Origin of the sequence: Deefgea sp. CFH1-16 (assembly GCF_016881365.1) — a bacterium.
Classification (GTDB): domain Bacteria; phylum Pseudomonadota; class Gammaproteobacteria; order Burkholderiales; family Chitinibacteraceae; genus Deefgea.
Window position 1 is genome coordinate 1,966,252 of the sequence record NZ_WLYT01000001.1, and the last position, 15,545, is coordinate 1,981,796.

Below are 15,545 nucleotides of genomic sequence, written 5' to 3' on the forward strand. Positions count from 1 at the left end.
ATTGTGTCGAGTTTATGCAAGATAAACAATGTGTTTAGCTGTAAATATATTGCTCAAGTTGCTCAATGGTGAATTCTTGCTCGGCCATTTTTTCATGCACCAAATCACCGATCGATAACACGCCCAGTACGGTGTCGCCGTCGAGTACCGGTAGGTGACGGATGCGTTTTTCAGTCATGAGCCCCATACATTCATTGGTCGTGGCATTGGGCGGCACGCACAGTAATTTATGCGTCATGATTTCTGAAACCGGTGTGTTGGACGAGGTTTTCCCCATTAAAACGACTTTGCGCGCGTAATCACGCTCGGAGAAAATCCCAACGAGTTTGTCGTTTTCCATCACTAAAATGGCACCGATATTGGCATCGGCCATCATTTGTAAGGCTTGATAGACTGTTGCGTTTGGAGAGACTGCGACGGTATCGTGTTTGTTTTTGGCGGCGAGCATTTGACGAGCGGTTGTCATTGTTAGTTTTCCCTTGGCTAAGCAGTGTTTTTACTGTAGCTGACAGGGTTTAACATGCAAGAAAAAAGGGCGACTTTAGTCGCCCTTTGTGCCAACTTGATGCAGCCTTATTTGGCGCGAATCATCGTGCCAACGCCTTGCTCGGTCAGTACTTCAAGCAGTAAGGCATGTTTAACTCGACCATCAATAATATGCACTGCATTCACGCCGCTTTTGGCCGCATCCAGTGCCGAAGCAATTTTCGGCAACATGCCGCCAGAGATGGTGCCGTCGGCAAATAATTCATCAATCCGACGCGCAGTCAGTTTGGTGAGTAAGTTACCTTCTTTATCCAAAACGCCGGGGGTATTGGTCATTAAGATGAGTTTTTCGGCTTTGAGCACTTCAGCCAATTTGCCAGCGACCAAATCGGCATTGATATTCAGGCTCTCGCCAGTGGCATCAACACCGATTGGCGCAATCACTGGAATAAAGTCGGCAGCGTCTAAATGCAGCACAATCGATGGGTCGATGCTTTGAATTTCGCCCACTTGGCCGATGTCGATATTGTTTTCGCCCATATTGTCTTTGAGCATCATTTTACGCGCGCGGATAAAGTGGCCGTCTTGACCGGTTAAACCGACCGCTTTACCGCCGTGTTTATTAATCAGCGACACGATTTCTTTATTCACGTGGCCACCTAAGACCATTTCAACCACATCCATGGTTTCGGCGTCGGTGACGCGCATGCCTTGGATGAATTCGCCTTTTTTACCGATGCGATCGAGTAAATCATTAATTTGTGGGCCACCGCCGTGAACCACTACTGGATTCATACCCACTAGCTTGAGTAACACCACATCCGATGCAAACCCATCTTTGAGCTCTTCGTCAATCATTGCATTACCACCGTATTTAATCACGATGGTTTTATCTAAGAAGCGTTGGATATATGGCAGGGCTTCAGAAAGAATTTCAGCTTTGATTTGTGGGGTTATTTCAGGCACGGCGGTCTCCAGGATAGGCGGGACTAAATTGCCGCGATTGTACCGTATTCGTCAGAAATCTGGGGGTGGATTGTGTTGCAAAATAAATACCAGATGAATCGCTTTGAATGATTGACGCTGAAATCGCGAGTGTAGATAATAAATGAACGTTCATTTATTAGCGAAATGTCATGTGCCCCATCAAATGTTGGTCGCGACGGAAAGAGGCGCGGCCACAGGAAATTCTCGAGGCGGCTTTAGCCTTGTTTGTCGAAAAAGGCTATGCCGCCACCAAGATCGAAGACATTGCCCGTGCCGCCGGCGTAACCCGTGGCACGCCTTATTTATACTTTGCCAATAAAGAAGAAATCTTCAAATCGGTGATTCGTGCCTTGCTGTTACCGCAACTGGCGATTGGCGCAACACTATTACAAGACTGGCAAGGTAGTGCCCGGGATTTGCTGCAAGAGTTATTTCATTTGTGGTGGCGTAATGTGGGCGCAACATCTTTATCAGCATTGCCCAAGTTGATGATTGCCGAAGGGGGTAACTTCCCTGAAGTGATGCAACTTTACAATGAAGAGGTGACTGCGCCGGGTCAGGCAATGTTGCGTCACGTGCTAACACTGGGCGTGGCGCGTGGTGAGTTCGTCATTAACGATATCGACTATGCCGCGCATATTTTATCTAGCCCGATGGTGATGGCGATGCTGTTGCAAAACACCCCCTTACATTGTTTACCCGCTGATTTTTCTGCCCAACGTTACGTGCAATGCACGGTGGATTTATTTTTAACCGGCCTTTTGGCCCGTCCTATGGATGCCTCTCATGCTTAATAAATGGTCAGTGACACTACTTGCCGCGATGGTCGTTTTAGCCGGTTGCAAATCAGAACAAAAACCGGTCGAAGAAATTCGCCCGGTGCGCACCATGGTGGTGGGTGGGGCCTTACCTGCGGCGGCTGAGGTGTATAGCGGCGAGGTGAAAGCGCAACATGAAGTGCCGTTGGGGTTTCGCATTCCCGGCAAAATTATTTCTCGCTCAGTGAGTGTGGGCGATACGGTGAAAAAGGGTCAGGTGTTAGCGCAACTCGATGCTGGCGATGTGGTGCTCAATGCCACGGCGGCGCGCGCGGCTTTGTCTTCAGCACAGGCGCAGTTAGCGCAAGCCAAGCTCGATTATCAGCGCTCGCAAGATTTGCACGCACAGAATTTTGTGAGCCAGGCCGAGGTGGATAAGCGGCAAACGGCGCTGATTTCGGCGCAAAAACTCACTGAGCAAGCCAAGGCGCAAGTGGATTTGGCGAATAATCAGGCAAGCTATACCCAGCTCACGGCCGATGGTGATGGCGTGATTACGCAAACCTTGGCCGAACCAGGGGCGGTGGTGGCTGCTGGGCAATCGGTGCTGATGTTGGCTAAAGCTGGGCAGTATGAGGCGGTGATTGATGTGCCAGAAAATCGCGTTCAAGCGTGGCAGCCAGGGCAAAAAGTGGCGGTGCAGCTGTGGGCCGATGCCAACCGTGAATTGGTCGGTACGGTGAGCGAAGTCGCCCCTGCGGCCGATAGTAAAACCCGAACGTTTCGAGTTAAGGTAGCGCTACCAGAAAAAAATGCCGCAGCACTGGGTATGACGATACAGGTTAGTCAGGTATTTGCCTCTAAAGAGATACCTAATGAAATATCGCTACCCATGTCGGCGGTGTTTGGTAAAGAGCAAATGATGCGAGTGTGGTTAGTGGATGCTAAAAACACCGTGCATAGCCAAGCCATTACCGTGTTGGGTCATCAAGGTCAGCAAGTTCGAATTCAAGGTATTCCAGCCAAATCGATCGTGGTGACTGCTGGGGTGCATTTATTGCGTGAAGGGCAAAAAATCAAAGTCTTGCCATCAACGCAAGGAGCGCAGCAATGAACGAACAACGGCAGCCGTTTAATTTGTCCGCTTGGGCGCTCACGCATCAGTCTTTAGTGCTGTATCTGATGGTGATCCTTTCTGTAGCAGGCATTCTGGCATATACCCAGCTAGGGCAAAAAGAAGACCCAGAATTCACCTTTAAAGCGATGGTGGTGCGCAGTTTTTGGCCGGGCGCTTCTGCCGCCGAGGTTGAGCAGCAAGTGACGGATAAACTGGAGGAAGCACTGCAAGGTATTCCTGAGGTCGACTTTACCAAGAGCTATTCGCGCTCGGGTGAGGCACTCATTACCGTGATGCTCAAAGAAAGCATTCGTGGCAAAGAAGTCAACGACGTGTGGTATCAAGTCCGTAAGCGCATTAACGACGCCAAGGGCAAAATGCCACCCGGCGTGGTGGGGCCATTTTTTAATGATGAATTTGGTGAAACCTACGGTAGTTTGTACGCCTTTACGCGCGACGGTTTTAGCGATGCGGAGTTAAAAAAATACGTCGAGAATGTTCGAACCGAGTTGCTGCGGATTCCGGACATTAATAAAGCCACGTTAATTGCGCCGCAAGACGAAAAAATCTACGTTGAATATCGCAGCGCCAAGCTGGCCACGCTCGGCATTACCCCCTTGCAAATTAATCAAGTGCTGGCCGCGACCAATACGGTGACGCCGGCAGGGGTGGTTGAAGGGGTTGAGGAGCGGGTGTTTTTACGCGTGAGTGGCGAGTTTGACGCCATCGCCGCGATTAAAGCCACGCCAATTACCGTCAATGGCAAAACCTTTCGTGTGAATGATGTGGCGGATGTCTATCGCGCTTCGCTCAATCCGGCGGAAACGCGGATGTATTACCAAGGTCAGCCGGCGATTGGCTTAGGAGTTTCAATGCGTAAAGGCGGCAATGTGCTCAAAATGGGCGAGCAAATTGACACTGTACTGCAGCAGGCCAAGCAAAATTTACCGGTCGGTATCGAAATACAAGCGGTTTCGGATCAGCCCGCCGTGGTGAAAACCGCCGTGCATATTTTTATGAAATCCTTGCTTGAAGCGGTGGTGATTGTGCTGGCGGTGAGCTTTTTGGCGCTGGGGTTTCGGATGGGGATTGTGGTGGCGCTGTCGATTCCGCTGGTGCTGGCGCTAACCTTTTTATGCATGAAAATCTTTAATTTGGAATTACAGCGCATCTCGCTGGGGGCGCTAGTGATTGCCCTCGGGCTATTGGTCGACGACGCGATTATTGCGGTTGAAATGATGGCGTTGAAATTAGAACAAGGCTGGGATCGCTTTAGTGCCGCCACTTTTGCCTATAGCTCAACGGCGTTTCCAATGCTGACCGGTACTTTAATTACCGCAGCGGGGTTTTTGCCGGTAGGCCTTGCTAAATCAAATGCCGGTGAATATACCTTCTCGATTTTTGCTGTCGTCGGTATTGCATTGATTATGTCGTGGATTGTTGCGGTGCTGTTTACGCCGTATATGGGCTATCACTTGCTGCCAGAAAACCTCAAAGAGCATCCGCATGATGCGCATGGTGGCAAGTTTTACACCGCGTTTCGCCGTTGGGTGACGTGGTGCATTACTTGGCGTAAGACCACGATTGCGCTGACTTTAGGTGCGTTTGTGCTGTCGGTGATTTTATTTGCCATTGCCGTACCTAAGCAGTTTTTCCCGGCTTCAAGTCGGCCAGAATTGATGGTGGATTTATGGCTGCCGTATACCGCGTCATTTAACGCCACCGAGCAAGAAGTCAAAAAAATCGAAGCGATTTTAATGCAAGACCCCGATGTCGCTAGCGTGACTAGCTATGTGGGCGTCGGCTCGCCGCGTTATTACATGCCGCTTGATGAGCAAATGCCCAACTTAAATTTTGGTCAGTTGACGGTGATGACCAAAGATGAGCACGTGCGCGAGAATGTCTATCAGCGCGTGAAGCAGTTATTTGACACTGATTTTCCCAATGTTCGTGGTCGAGTCACGCGCTTAGAAAACGGCCCGCCAGTGGGTTATCCGGTGCAGTTTCGGGTGATTGGTGCTGATCAGCGCGAGCTGAAAAAAATTGCCAATGACGTTGCTAATCTCATGCGGCAGAATCCAAATCTGCGCCAAGTGCACACCGATTGGGGCGAGCAAGTTAAAGTGCTGCGTTTGGATGTGAATCAAGATAAATTGCGAGCCGCGGGTTTAACGTCGCAGCAATTGGCGCAATCACTGCAAATGGCCGTTTCTGGCATCACCGCAACGGCGCTGCGTGAAGATAACCTGCAAATTGAAGTGATTAGTCGTTTGGCGCCTGATGAGCGCACACGGCTCGATTACTTGGCCAACTTGCCGATTCCTTTGCCATCAGGGGTTAGCGTGCCCTTGTCGCAGCTGGCAACAATCAAGTTAGAAAGCGAAGAGAGTATTATCTGGCATCGCAACCGCGTACCGGCGTTAACGGTGCGGGCTGATGTGATTGGCAAAGCACAAGCGCCTGATGTTTCCAATGCTTTGTGGCCAAAAATGCAAGAGATTCAAGCCAAACTACCGGTGGGTTACCATATCGAAGCCGGTGGCACGGTGGAAGCGTCGAAAATATCGCAAGACTCCATCGCAGCAGTGATGCCTTTAATGCTGATTGTGGTCATGACCTTATTAATGATCCAACTGCAAAGCATTCAAAGAATGATTATGGTGTTGCTGACCGCGCCATTGGGGATGATTGGGGTAACGATAGCATTGTTATTATTCCAAGCGCCATTTGGCTTTGTTGCCACCTTGGGGGTGATCGCGCTTTCGGGCATGATTATGCGCAATTCGGTGATTTTAATGGACCAGATTGAGCAAGATATCCATCACGGTAGTGCCCCATGGGATGCGGTGATTGATTCGGCAGTGCGCCGTTTTAGGCCGATTATGCTCACTGCGCTGGCGGCGATTTTGGCGATGATTCCACTGACTCGCGATACATTTTGGGGCCCGATGGCGATTGCGATTATGGGCGGATTGTTTGTCGCCACGATTTTAACGCTGCTGTTTTTACCTGCGCTGTATGCCGCGTGGTTTAAATTAAAGCCCGCTCAATCGGTATAACGTCATCCAAAGTGGCACTTAATACGTTATGTATTGTTGTACTCGTTCATTGCGCCGCGAAATTGTCTTTATCGCGGCGCAAACCCTGCGTTAACAGACCCTGTTTACGAATTGATAATTGGATTAAAAATGAAAAAAAACGTATTGATATTGAGCCTTGCTTTATTCAGTATGCCCAGTTTTGCCGCTGATTTATTGGCAGCTTGGCGGGCCGCTCAGCAATATGACCCGAGTTTTTCTGCCGCACGTTATGCGCAGATTGCGGGCAGTGAAAAAAAGCAGCAGGGCCAATCTTTATTGTTGCCAACAGTGACACTCGGCGCCAATGTAGCGCATTCGGATAATGAATATTTACCCGGCAATGCCAATTCTAGTATTTCAAGTACCCAAAGTGGCCATGGATATAACTATGGCGTCACGGCAACTCAGCCGATTTATCGTGTTGATGCCTTTGCTTCGGCAGATCAATTAAAAACGCAAGCTAAATTGGCGGATGTGGCATTTAAAGCGGCCGAACAAGATCTGATTTTACGCGTGGCTAAAACGTATTTTGAGGTTTTGGCCGCCGATGAAAAAGTCGCTTTAGCGATAGCCGAAAAAAAAAAGCCATTGGTGAACAATTGGCATTTGCTAAAAAAGCCTTTGAAGTTGGCGTGGCAACTATTGCGGACACCGATGAAGCGCAAGCGAGTTATGACAGTATCTTGGCAGAAGAAGTCGTCGCAAAAAATGATTTAGTGGTAAAACAAAATGCATTTACTTTACTGACCGGTCTAAATGCTCAATCGATTGCGCGTTTACGCGAAAATATCGAACCGACTTTAGCTGAGCCCAATGATATTTCGGTCTGGTTGAAAAAATCGAGTGATACCAGTTTGAATATTGGTAGCCAATTATTGCAATTAGATATTGCCAAGCGTGAAGTCGATAAATATCGATTTGAAAGCAGCCCGCAAGTTAATTTAGTAGCTAATTACGGTCAGAATTGGGAGGCGAGTGGTATATCTCGATCAGGTGGCTTAGATCAAACCAACAAAGGTGCAATTACGTTACAGCTATCTATTCCACTCTATACTGGTGGTCGTCGTTCATCTGAATTACGCGAAGCAGCGGCCAAAGAATCCGAACAAAGACAAACATTAGAAGCGACTCGGCGTAGTACTGAACAATCCACCACGCAAGCCTTTTTAGGGGTAAATGCCGGTGCGGCACAAATTAATGCTTTGGAACAGGTATTAAAGTCGAGCCAGAGTTTATTGGCTTCAAGTAAATTAGGCCGAGATGTTGGCGTAAGAACAACAGTGGATGTTTTGAATGCAGAACAAAAACTTTATAATACGCGTTATGCATTAACCGTTGCCCGATATACCTATCTTTACACCAGATTGCAGCTTGCTGCCGTTGTTGGTGATTTAGATGAAAAACAACTGTATGCAGTAAATCAATGGTTGGTCCAATAAATATTGAATGCAATATTCGCCTTGAATTATTAGAATTGAGGCCGCATAATCAATCGGTATTGATCAAACATAGCATTATACGAGGAGTAACAAATGGATTTATCAACTTTAGGTTACCAAGAATTAGTTGAGTTACGTGCACAGCTAGACGGTGAATTAGTTCGTCGTAAAGAACAAGAAAAAAGCCGTATTTTGAGCCAATTGCAAAGCGCAGCTGCGGCTAGCGGTTTTACTATTGCTGAATTATTGGGTGAAGTATCTGGTAAAAAAGGCGCTAAAAAAGCACCAGCAGCAGCTGCTTATATCAATCCAGCAGATGCCAGCCAAACTTGGTCTGGCCGTGGTCGTAAACCACAATGGGTTCACGATGCAATCGCTAATGGCGCAACATTGGATACATTAAAAATCTAAGTATTGATTTGTATGTAAAGTAAATAAAACAGGGCGCATGGTCGCCCTGTTTGTATTTCTAAAGTTGTAATTATTTACCATTGATTATTGTCGAGCCAAGCTATGTCCCATGCTTTAACTGCTAAATTAAATCCTCAACAAGCGGCTGCGGTTGAATTACCTGCTGAACACGCTTTAATTTTAGCTGGGGCAGGCAGTGGTAAAACCAGTGTATTAACCACACGAATTGCATGGTTGTTATCTACCGGTCAAATAAGCCCATCGGGTTTATTAGCGGTGACCTTTACCAATAAATCGGCCAAAGAAATGTTGTCGCGAATTACTGCCATGTTGCCATTAAATCCGCGTGGATTATGGGTGGGCACATTTCATGGTTTATGTAATCGAATGTTACGTTTGCATCATCGTGATGCAGGCTTGCCCGAAGCTTTTGCGATTTTAGATCAATCTGAGCAATTGGGCGCGATTAAGCGGGTATTAAAATTACTGACTTTAGATGACGATAAATACCCACCGCGTACCGTGCAGCATTATATTAATGGCCATAAAGAAAATGGTCGTCGTGCTGCTGACGTTGAGGCGTGGGATGATTATTCTCGCCAATTGAAATTGGCGTATGAAGAATACGAAAAACAATGTAATCGAGAAGGTGTGGCTGACTTTTCCGAGCTACTCCTTCGGTGTTATGAATTGTTGTCTTATAAACCCGAAATTCGAGCGCATTACCAACAGCGTTTTTCGCATATTTTAGTCGATGAGTTTCAAGATACCAATCGATTGCAATATGCATGGCTTAAATTATTAGCCGGGCAAAATTCAGCTATTTTTGCGGTTGGCGATGATGATCAATCTATTTATGCATTTCGCGGTGCGAATGTGGGCAATATGATTGATTTTCAATCTGATTTTTTAGTGAAGCATGTGATTCGTTTAGAGCAAAACTATCGCAGCCACGGCAATATCCTTGACGCTGCCAATGCAGTGATTAGCCATAATACCCAGCGCTTGGGGAAAGAATTATGGACTCAGGCCAGTGCCGGTGAATTGATTCGCGTTTTTGAGGCCAGTTCCGATTTTGAAGAAGCACAATTTATTGTTGAAGAAGCGCAAGCTTTAATTCGCGATGGCATGGCGGCGAGTGAAATTGCGATTTTATATCGTAGTAATGCGCAATCACGGATTATTGAGCATGCACTGTTTTCAGCGGGTGTGGCTTATCGCGTGTATGGCGGTTTACGCTTTTTCGAGCGCCAAGAAATTAAACACGCTTTGGCGTATTTGCGCTTAATGGCCAATCCTAGCGATGACAATGCCTTGCTGCGGGTGATTAATTTCCCCACTCGCGGAATTGGCGCACGCAGCGTTGAGGCGTTGATAGAAAAAGCGCGTTTAGAAGGTTGCTCACTGTGGCAGGCCGCGTGTATGGGCGCTTCAGGGCGTGGTGCGGCGGCTTTAGGCCAGTTTGTTCAAATCATTGATGGCATGCAAAATCGGATGGCCGGTTTGGCAATGACCGATGTGGTGCGGGTGATGCTTGAGTTGTCTGGCCTGCTGGCGCATTACCAAAAAGACAAAGATGGCGAAGAGCGGGTTGCCAACTTGGAAGAGCTGGTCAATGCCGCTGCGACGTTTATTAGTGAAGATGAAAACAATCTGATCGCCTTTTTATCGCACGCCAGTTTAGAAGCGGGCGACCATCAAGCGGGGGCGCATGAAGACGCGCTGCAATTGATGACGGTGCATGCGGCCAAAGGCTTGGAGTTTAACGCGGTGTTTTTGTCTGGCCTTGAAGAAGGCTTGTTTCCACATGAAAACAGCAGTAAAGATCAAGCGAGTGTCGAAGAAGAGCGGCGCTTAATGTATGTGGCGATTACTCGCGCTCGCCAGCGCTTATATCTGACGTTAGCGCAAAGCCGCATGCTGCATGGGCAAACGCGCTACGGTGTTGCCAGCCGCTTTTTGGATGAGATTCCACAGACTTTATTAAAATATTTAAATCGTGGTTATGCGCCCAGTAGTTATAGTTCGGCTGCGCCGAGTAGTTTTTAACTCGGCAGCGGCAGCAAAACCGGTCGCGGCGCCTAAAAAATCCACGCCTGAGCATGGCTTGGCGATTGGTTGCAAGGTGGAGCATCCTAAATTTGGTCTTGGCGTGGTGACGGATCACGAAGGCGGGGCGACGGGGAATGTGCAGGTGAGTTTTGCACAGCATGGCAGTAAATGGTTGGCGGTGGCCTACGCTAAATTGAAAGTTGTGTGATGGTATTGCGCTGCAGCTTTTGTTCAGTAAGTGCTTCCTATAAATACCTATCGTAAAGAGTCAGCATGAGCCAAGTTCGTCCTTATTCGTTTACGCAGCGAGCGGCTATCGATGAACCGGTGGCGACGACCGGTGTTCGTGATTTTTCGCAATATAAAATTTTGGTGATTGATCACGTCAGCGCAATGCGGATGACGTTGGGTATGATGCTTGGGCAGTTTGGCGCCAAACAGATTGAATACGCCAGCCGCAGCGATGAGGCGTTAGCGCAAATGCGCGGCTGTGCTTACGATATTATTTTGTGTGCTTATGATTTGGGCCATGGCTTTGATGGCCTGTATGTGTTTGAAGCGGCGCGTCGCTATGGCGCGTTAAAAGCCAGTAGCGTGTTTATTTTGCTCACCGCCGAGCGGCAAAGTGGCAAAGTGATCGGCGCTGCTGAATTGGCGCCCGATGCGATTTTGCTCAAGCCCTTTACCGGCGAAGTGCTTTACGCGCGGATTGAGCGGGCCTTGCATAAAAAATCACCGTTTCAGCCGATTGATGCCGTATATATTGCCAATGATTTTGTACGTGCAATTCAATTGTGTGAGTTTGCGAGCAAAGAAAACCCAGCTCAAGCCGTCGATTTTTTGCGTATGAAGATTCATCTTTTATTGCGGATTGGCGATTGGAAAACCGTACGCGATTTAGCGCGCACTGAGCTGGTTGAGCAAGATTGGCCTTGGCTTAAAATGGCCTTGGGCAAGGCGCTATTGCAGTTAAAAGAATATACCGAAGCACAGCAGATTTTTCAGCAGGTGATCAATCAATATCCGCTGATGTTGGCGGCCTACGATGGCTTGGCGCAAACCTTTAGTGCCACGCATGATTTAGCTGCCGCTAAACAAACTTTGCAAGCCGCTTGTGAGCGCTCGCCGATGCTGGCGCGGCGACGAGAGCTGGGTGAGGTGGCGATTGCTGCCGAAGATTGGTCTTTGGCTGAGGCTGCGTTGAGTGACAGCATTCGGATGGCGCGCTTTTCATTTGTGCCACAGGTGAGCGATTACGCTGCGCTTGCCGAAGTGCAGCTACGCCGTGGTGATGTTGCTGGCGCACGGCAAACCGCTGGGCAAATTCGCCAAGATTTTCCTCGTAGCGATGACCGCATCTTGGCCGATGTATTGGAATCGAACGTCGCATTAAAGCTGGGCGAGACCAGCAAAGCCCGCAATTTGCTCGATGCGGCACTTCAGGCCGCCAGTAGCGCACCTTCCGCGACGCTGGGTTTGGCTTTAGCGCAGTCTTGTTTGGGGCTCAATCGCATGGCCGAGGCGCAAACATTAACCCGTGCCGTGCTACAAAATCGGCACGATGACCCTAAGCTTGCGGCGCAAGTGGCGCGGGTATTTAAATCACAAGGCCAAGAAGCGGAAGCGCTGCGTTTAATCGAAGCCACGGCGGCGGATATTGTGCAACTGAATAATGAAGCAGTGGCGTTGGCGCAAGCCGGTGATTTAACTGCGGCGGCGGAGCGATTTTTAGCTGCCTTGCAAGACATGCCAAATAATTTGCAAATTTTGCTCAATACCGTCAATGCCTTATTGGCCTTGGTCAATCAGCTGGGCGGTCACGCTGGCTATTTGCGGCAGGCCGGGGAGTTATTAACTCGAGTTCAGGCGCTGGATTCTACTTCGGGGCGTGCGCTGCAATTGGCTGAAATTTATCGTAAAACCCAGCGGCGATTTGCATTGAGCGCGATTTAAGTCTTGCCTGCTTGAGCGGCGATTTTGGTATGCAGTCAAAGCGAGAAGGCCACGGTAGCGTGGCTTTTTTTTTCTTACCTCCAAATGCAACTGACTTGCACCAAGGGCGGTTTTTTGTATATCCTTGCCGCTAATTGCAGCGACTTTGGCCTGCGTGGAGTGGTGTTTTGAAGCGTTTGTTGTCTCGATTTAATCTATTTGGCTTTTTTGCCATGGCCGGGGTTGGCAGCGATTATTGTGTATCGCGCCGCTATTGGCCGCGTTGTGGACGTTTACTTTTTGGGCGATGCAATCGTGATCGAAGTAGAACACCTGACTTTATGCTACCGCGATCGCGCTGCAGTGCATGCGTTGACGGGGCGTTTTGTGGCGGGTAGCCATACCGCCGTGGTTGGCCCCAATGGCGCCGGTAAGTCCACGCTTTTGGCGGCGTTAGCTGGCGTCAAACAGCCTGATGAGGGGCATATTCATCGGCATGGCGCGATTGCCTATTTGGCGCAGCTCTCGACGTTGGACAAGCAGTTTCCACTCACGGTGCGCGAATTGGCTTTGGCAGGAACATGGCAGCGGCGTGGTGCATGGCGCGGGCTATCTAAAGCCGATTGCTTGCGTGCCGATGCCGCTTTGGATCGGGTGGGCTTGAGTGATTTTATTCAAGCACCGATTAGTAATTTATCCGGCGGACAATTACAGCGTGCTCGTTTTGCCCGCTTGATTGTTGAAGACGCCGATGTGTTGCTGCTCGACGAGCCTTTTGCCAATGTGGATACCGAAACCATCGCTAATTTATTGGCGGTGCAAGACGATTGGCATCGGGCCGGAAAAACGCAAATTACCGTATTGCACGATATGAGCCAAGTGCGCGCGCACTATCCACAAACTTTATTATTGGCGCAGTCGGCTTTGGCGTGGGGCGATACCCCAGAAGTATTAACGCCGGAAAATCTACAAGAAGCCAATCGCCGAGCGCAACATTGGCGCAATGATGCGACATGGTGCCAAGAGTGTTAAATCAAAAACTTTCACCACAGAGGCACAGAGGCGCAGAGACCCGCGCTGAGCTTGAGTCCCTGACTCGTGTGCCTGTTGTTTTTCCTCTGTGTCTCTGCGCCTCTGTGGTCGCTTTTAAAATGGGCGAGCGATGCTAATTCCCGATATTGAATTATTTAACGCCTTAGGCGAATTTGCTTTTATGCGCCGCGCCTTGGTGGGTAGCTTGGCTTTGGCTGTGGGTTGTGCGCCAGTGGGGGTATTGCTCTTACTGCGGCGGATGTCCTTGTTTGGCGACGCACTCTCCCATGCGGTATTGCCCGGTGCGGCGATTGGTTTTTTGCTCGGCGGCTTGTCTTTGCCGTGGCTCGCGGGCGGTGGTTTGGTCGCTGGTTTGCTGGTGGCGCTGGCCGCTGGCTTTGCGGCGCGCAAAACGCGGCTCAATGAAGACGCGAGTTTTGCTGGGTTTTATTTACTGGCCTTGGCCATCGGCGTACTGATCGTCTCGAAATGGGGTAGTAGCGTTGATTTGATTCATTTGCTATTTGGCTCGGTGCTGGCGATTGATGATCCATCGCTGTTGATTGTGAGCTCGGTGGCGTCGATTACCTTGATTTGGCTGGCGCTGGAATACCGCGGCATTGTGCTCGAATGCGCGGATTCAGGTTTTATTGCGGCGACCACGGGCAATGGGGCGCGGTTTCATATTGGCTTTGTCATTATCGCGGTACTTGAATTTTGTCGCCGCGTTTCAAGCCATGGGCACCTTAATGGCAGTGGGCTTGATGATGTTGCCCGCAGCAACGGCGCGTTTATGGGCTGAGCGTTTGTCGATGTTGTTTGTCGCCGCGTGGATTGTGGCTCTTGCGTCGTGTCTGTTTGGCTTGATGGCGTCGTATCAATGGGATTTGCCTTCCGGGCCGGCGATTGTGTTGGTGGCGGGCGGCTTGTATTGTTTTTCTTTAGTCTTTGCGCCGTTTGGTTTATGGGCGCAGCGCCGTAAAGCGCGCCGTCATCATGCGATTTAATGGTAATGCCATGCGAGCTCGATGTGTGGGTATAGAGCGATAAGCTTTTTTGGCTAAGCACTTGCTGCATATACATCGAGTTTTTTGGTGATGTTCAGATTTGGTGTTGCTGGTTTTAAGTGCCTGCGGCACGGTGATTTACAGTCGCAGTCCGCGACGGGGACTTACTTCCCAGACCGACGAGCGCGGTACAGCATCAACATGCAATCTGAACAGCATCAGTTTTTTTGGTGTCGCCATCGGCGGCACTGATCTCTAGTTCAAAATGCAGCACTTCGATGTGCTTTGTTGCTTAACGTGAGTGTCTATGGACACGCTGATTAAATGGAAATGTGATGCGCTCAATGTTTGCTGTGATGTGTTTGCTGCTGAGTTCTTTCAGCTTTGCCGCGCCGCTTAAAGTCGTTGCCAGCTTTAGTATTTTGGGCAATCTAGTGCAAGAAGTGGGTGGGGATCACGTGCAAGTGACTACGCTGGTGGGGCCGGGCGAGGATGCGCATGTGTGGCAGGCCAAACCCGCCGATTTAAAAAAACTGTCGGGCGCTTCGCTGTTTTTTGTCAATGGGCTGGGTTTTGAAGGCTGGCTAAAACGCGTTGAACAAGCTGCGGCCTACAAAGGTAAAGTCATTACGGTGACCAAAGGCTTTAAGCCTTTGGCACTGGATGATGACCATGGGCACAGTCATGGCAAAACCGATCCACATGCTTGGCATGATCCGCGCGCCGTATTGCTGATGGTCGATCAAATTAGCGCTGCGTTGCAAGCGGCCGACGCCAGCCATGCGGCGGCTTATCAAGCCAATGCGGCGGCGTTTAAAGCCAAAATCACGCAGTTGGATCAACGCACCGCAGCGGCTTTTGCCGCAATTGCAAGTGGCAAAAAGAAAGTGGTCACGTCGCACGATGCCTTGGGTTATTTAGGCCATCGTTATGCGATTGAGTTTTTCCCTTTGCAGGGCATTTCGACCGAAGCTGAACCGAGCGCCAAAGAAATGGCGGTGTTAATTCGCCAAATGCGTAAAAGCCAAATCAAAGCGGTATTTGCCGAAAATATCAGCAATCCAAAATTGATTGAGCAAATCGCCCGCGAAACGGGCGCTAAAGTTGGCCCGCCGATTTACTCCGATGCTTTGGCCAAGCAAGCGCCAGCCAATAGCTGGATGGGCTTATTTGAATACAATACCCAAGCTATTTTGCGCGCTTTACAGTAAGCTGCGGCGCTGATCGCGGGGCAAGGCGCGGGT

11 protein-coding genes and 2 pseudogenes are annotated in these 15,545 nt (G+C 49.4%); 11 read left to right on the forward strand and 2 right to left on the reverse strand.

Features of this window, described 5'->3' with window-relative positions:
* Window positions 1-34: 34 nt before the first annotated feature.
* Entirely contained in the window at window positions 35-466 is a 432-nt protein-coding gene (locus GKO28_RS10820; protein ID WP_182076262.1) for a CBS domain-containing protein, read from the reverse strand.
* 107 nt (window positions 467-573) lie between these two features.
* Window positions 574-1,452 (reverse strand): acetylglutamate kinase, encoded by an 879-nt coding sequence (argB, locus tag GKO28_RS10825; protein WP_182076263.1) that lies wholly within the window; start codon window positions 1,450-1,452, stop codon window positions 574-576.
* Window positions 1,453-1,622: 170 nt separating this feature from the next.
* Here argB and GKO28_RS10830 point away from each other — a divergent pair, with 170 nt between their 5' ends.
* The 11 genes and pseudogenes from GKO28_RS10830 (at window position 1,623) to GKO28_RS10885 (ending at window position 15,512) form a co-directional block, all read left to right on the forward strand.
* Window positions 1,623-2,267, forward strand: a complete 645-nt coding sequence (locus GKO28_RS10830) for a TetR/AcrR family transcriptional regulator (protein WP_182076264.1) — start codon at window positions 1,623-1,625, stop codon at window positions 2,265-2,267.
* Complete coding sequence (locus GKO28_RS10835; protein WP_182076265.1) at window positions 2,260-3,345, forward strand: efflux RND transporter periplasmic adaptor subunit; 1,086 nt, start codon at window positions 2,260-2,262, stop codon at window positions 3,343-3,345. Before GKO28_RS10830 ends, GKO28_RS10835 begins: the two co-directional genes overlap by 8 nt.
* Window positions 3,342-6,407 carry an efflux RND transporter permease subunit gene (locus GKO28_RS10840; protein ID WP_182076266.1) on the forward strand — a complete coding sequence of 1,022 codons (3,066 nt, stop codon included), beginning with the start codon at window positions 3,342-3,344 and terminating at the stop codon, window positions 6,405-6,407. The genes GKO28_RS10835 and GKO28_RS10840 overlap by 4 nt, the downstream gene beginning before the upstream one ends.
* Window positions 6,408-6,536: 129 nt before the next feature.
* On the forward strand, window positions 6,537-7,145 hold the full coding sequence (locus GKO28_RS10845; protein WP_182076267.1) for a TolC family protein: 609 nt from the start codon (window positions 6,537-6,539) through the stop codon (window positions 7,143-7,145).
* Complete coding sequence (locus GKO28_RS10850) at window positions 7,061-7,867, forward strand: TolC family protein (protein ID WP_182076268.1); 807 nt, start codon at window positions 7,061-7,063, stop codon at window positions 7,865-7,867. The genes GKO28_RS10845 and GKO28_RS10850 overlap by 85 nt, the downstream gene beginning before the upstream one ends.
* A gap of 93 nt (window positions 7,868-7,960) precedes the next feature.
* Entirely contained in the window at window positions 7,961-8,278 is a 318-nt protein-coding gene (locus tag GKO28_RS10855) for an H-NS family nucleoid-associated regulatory protein (RefSeq protein WP_173533099.1), read from the forward strand.
* 102 nt (window positions 8,279-8,380) lie between these two features.
* Window positions 8,381-10,538, forward strand: a pseudogene (locus GKO28_RS10860) (UvrD-helicase domain-containing protein).
* Between the two features lie 65 nt (window positions 10,539-10,603).
* Entirely contained in the window at window positions 10,604-12,283 is a 1,680-nt protein-coding gene (locus tag GKO28_RS10870; RefSeq protein WP_182076269.1) for a response regulator, read from the forward strand.
* Window positions 12,284-12,490: 207 nt separating this feature from the next.
* The gene (locus GKO28_RS10875; protein ID WP_203564103.1) at window positions 12,491-13,294 is read left to right on the forward strand and encodes a metal ABC transporter ATP-binding protein; all 804 of its coding nucleotides are present in this window, start codon (window positions 12,491-12,493) and stop codon (window positions 13,292-13,294) included.
* 130 nt (window positions 13,295-13,424) lie between these two features.
* Window positions 13,425-14,301 (forward strand): annotated as a pseudogene (locus tag GKO28_RS10880) (metal ABC transporter permease).
* A 335-nt stretch (window positions 14,302-14,636) separates the two neighbouring features.
* Window positions 14,637-15,512: a metal ABC transporter solute-binding protein, Zn/Mn family gene (locus GKO28_RS10885; protein WP_182076271.1), complete on the forward strand. Its 876-nt coding sequence runs from the start codon at window positions 14,637-14,639 to the stop codon at window positions 15,510-15,512.
* Window positions 15,513-15,545: the final 33 nt, after the last annotated feature.

Coding starts and splice junctions, on each gene's coding strand:
- GKO28_RS10820 (WP_182076262.1), bottom strand. CDS start 466: ATGACAACCGCTCGTCAAATGCTCGCCGCCAAAAACAAACACGATACC.
- GKO28_RS10830 (WP_182076264.1), top strand. CDS start 1,623: ATGTGCCCCATCAAATGTTGGTCGCGACGGAAAGAGGCGCGGCCACAG.
- GKO28_RS10835 (WP_182076265.1), top strand. CDS start 2,260: ATGCTTAATAAATGGTCAGTGACACTACTTGCCGCGATGGTCGTTTTA.
- GKO28_RS10840 (WP_182076266.1), top strand. CDS start 3,342: ATGAACGAACAACGGCAGCCGTTTAATTTGTCCGCTTGGGCGCTCACG.
- GKO28_RS10845 (WP_182076267.1), top strand. CDS start 6,537: ATGAAAAAAAACGTATTGATATTGAGCCTTGCTTTATTCAGTATGCCC.
- GKO28_RS10855 (WP_173533099.1), top strand. CDS start 7,961: ATGGATTTATCAACTTTAGGTTACCAAGAATTAGTTGAGTTACGTGCA.
- GKO28_RS10870 (WP_182076269.1), top strand. CDS start 10,604: ATGAGCCAAGTTCGTCCTTATTCGTTTACGCAGCGAGCGGCTATCGAT.
- GKO28_RS10885 (WP_182076271.1), top strand. CDS start 14,637: ATGCGCTCAATGTTTGCTGTGATGTGTTTGCTGCTGAGTTCTTTCAGC.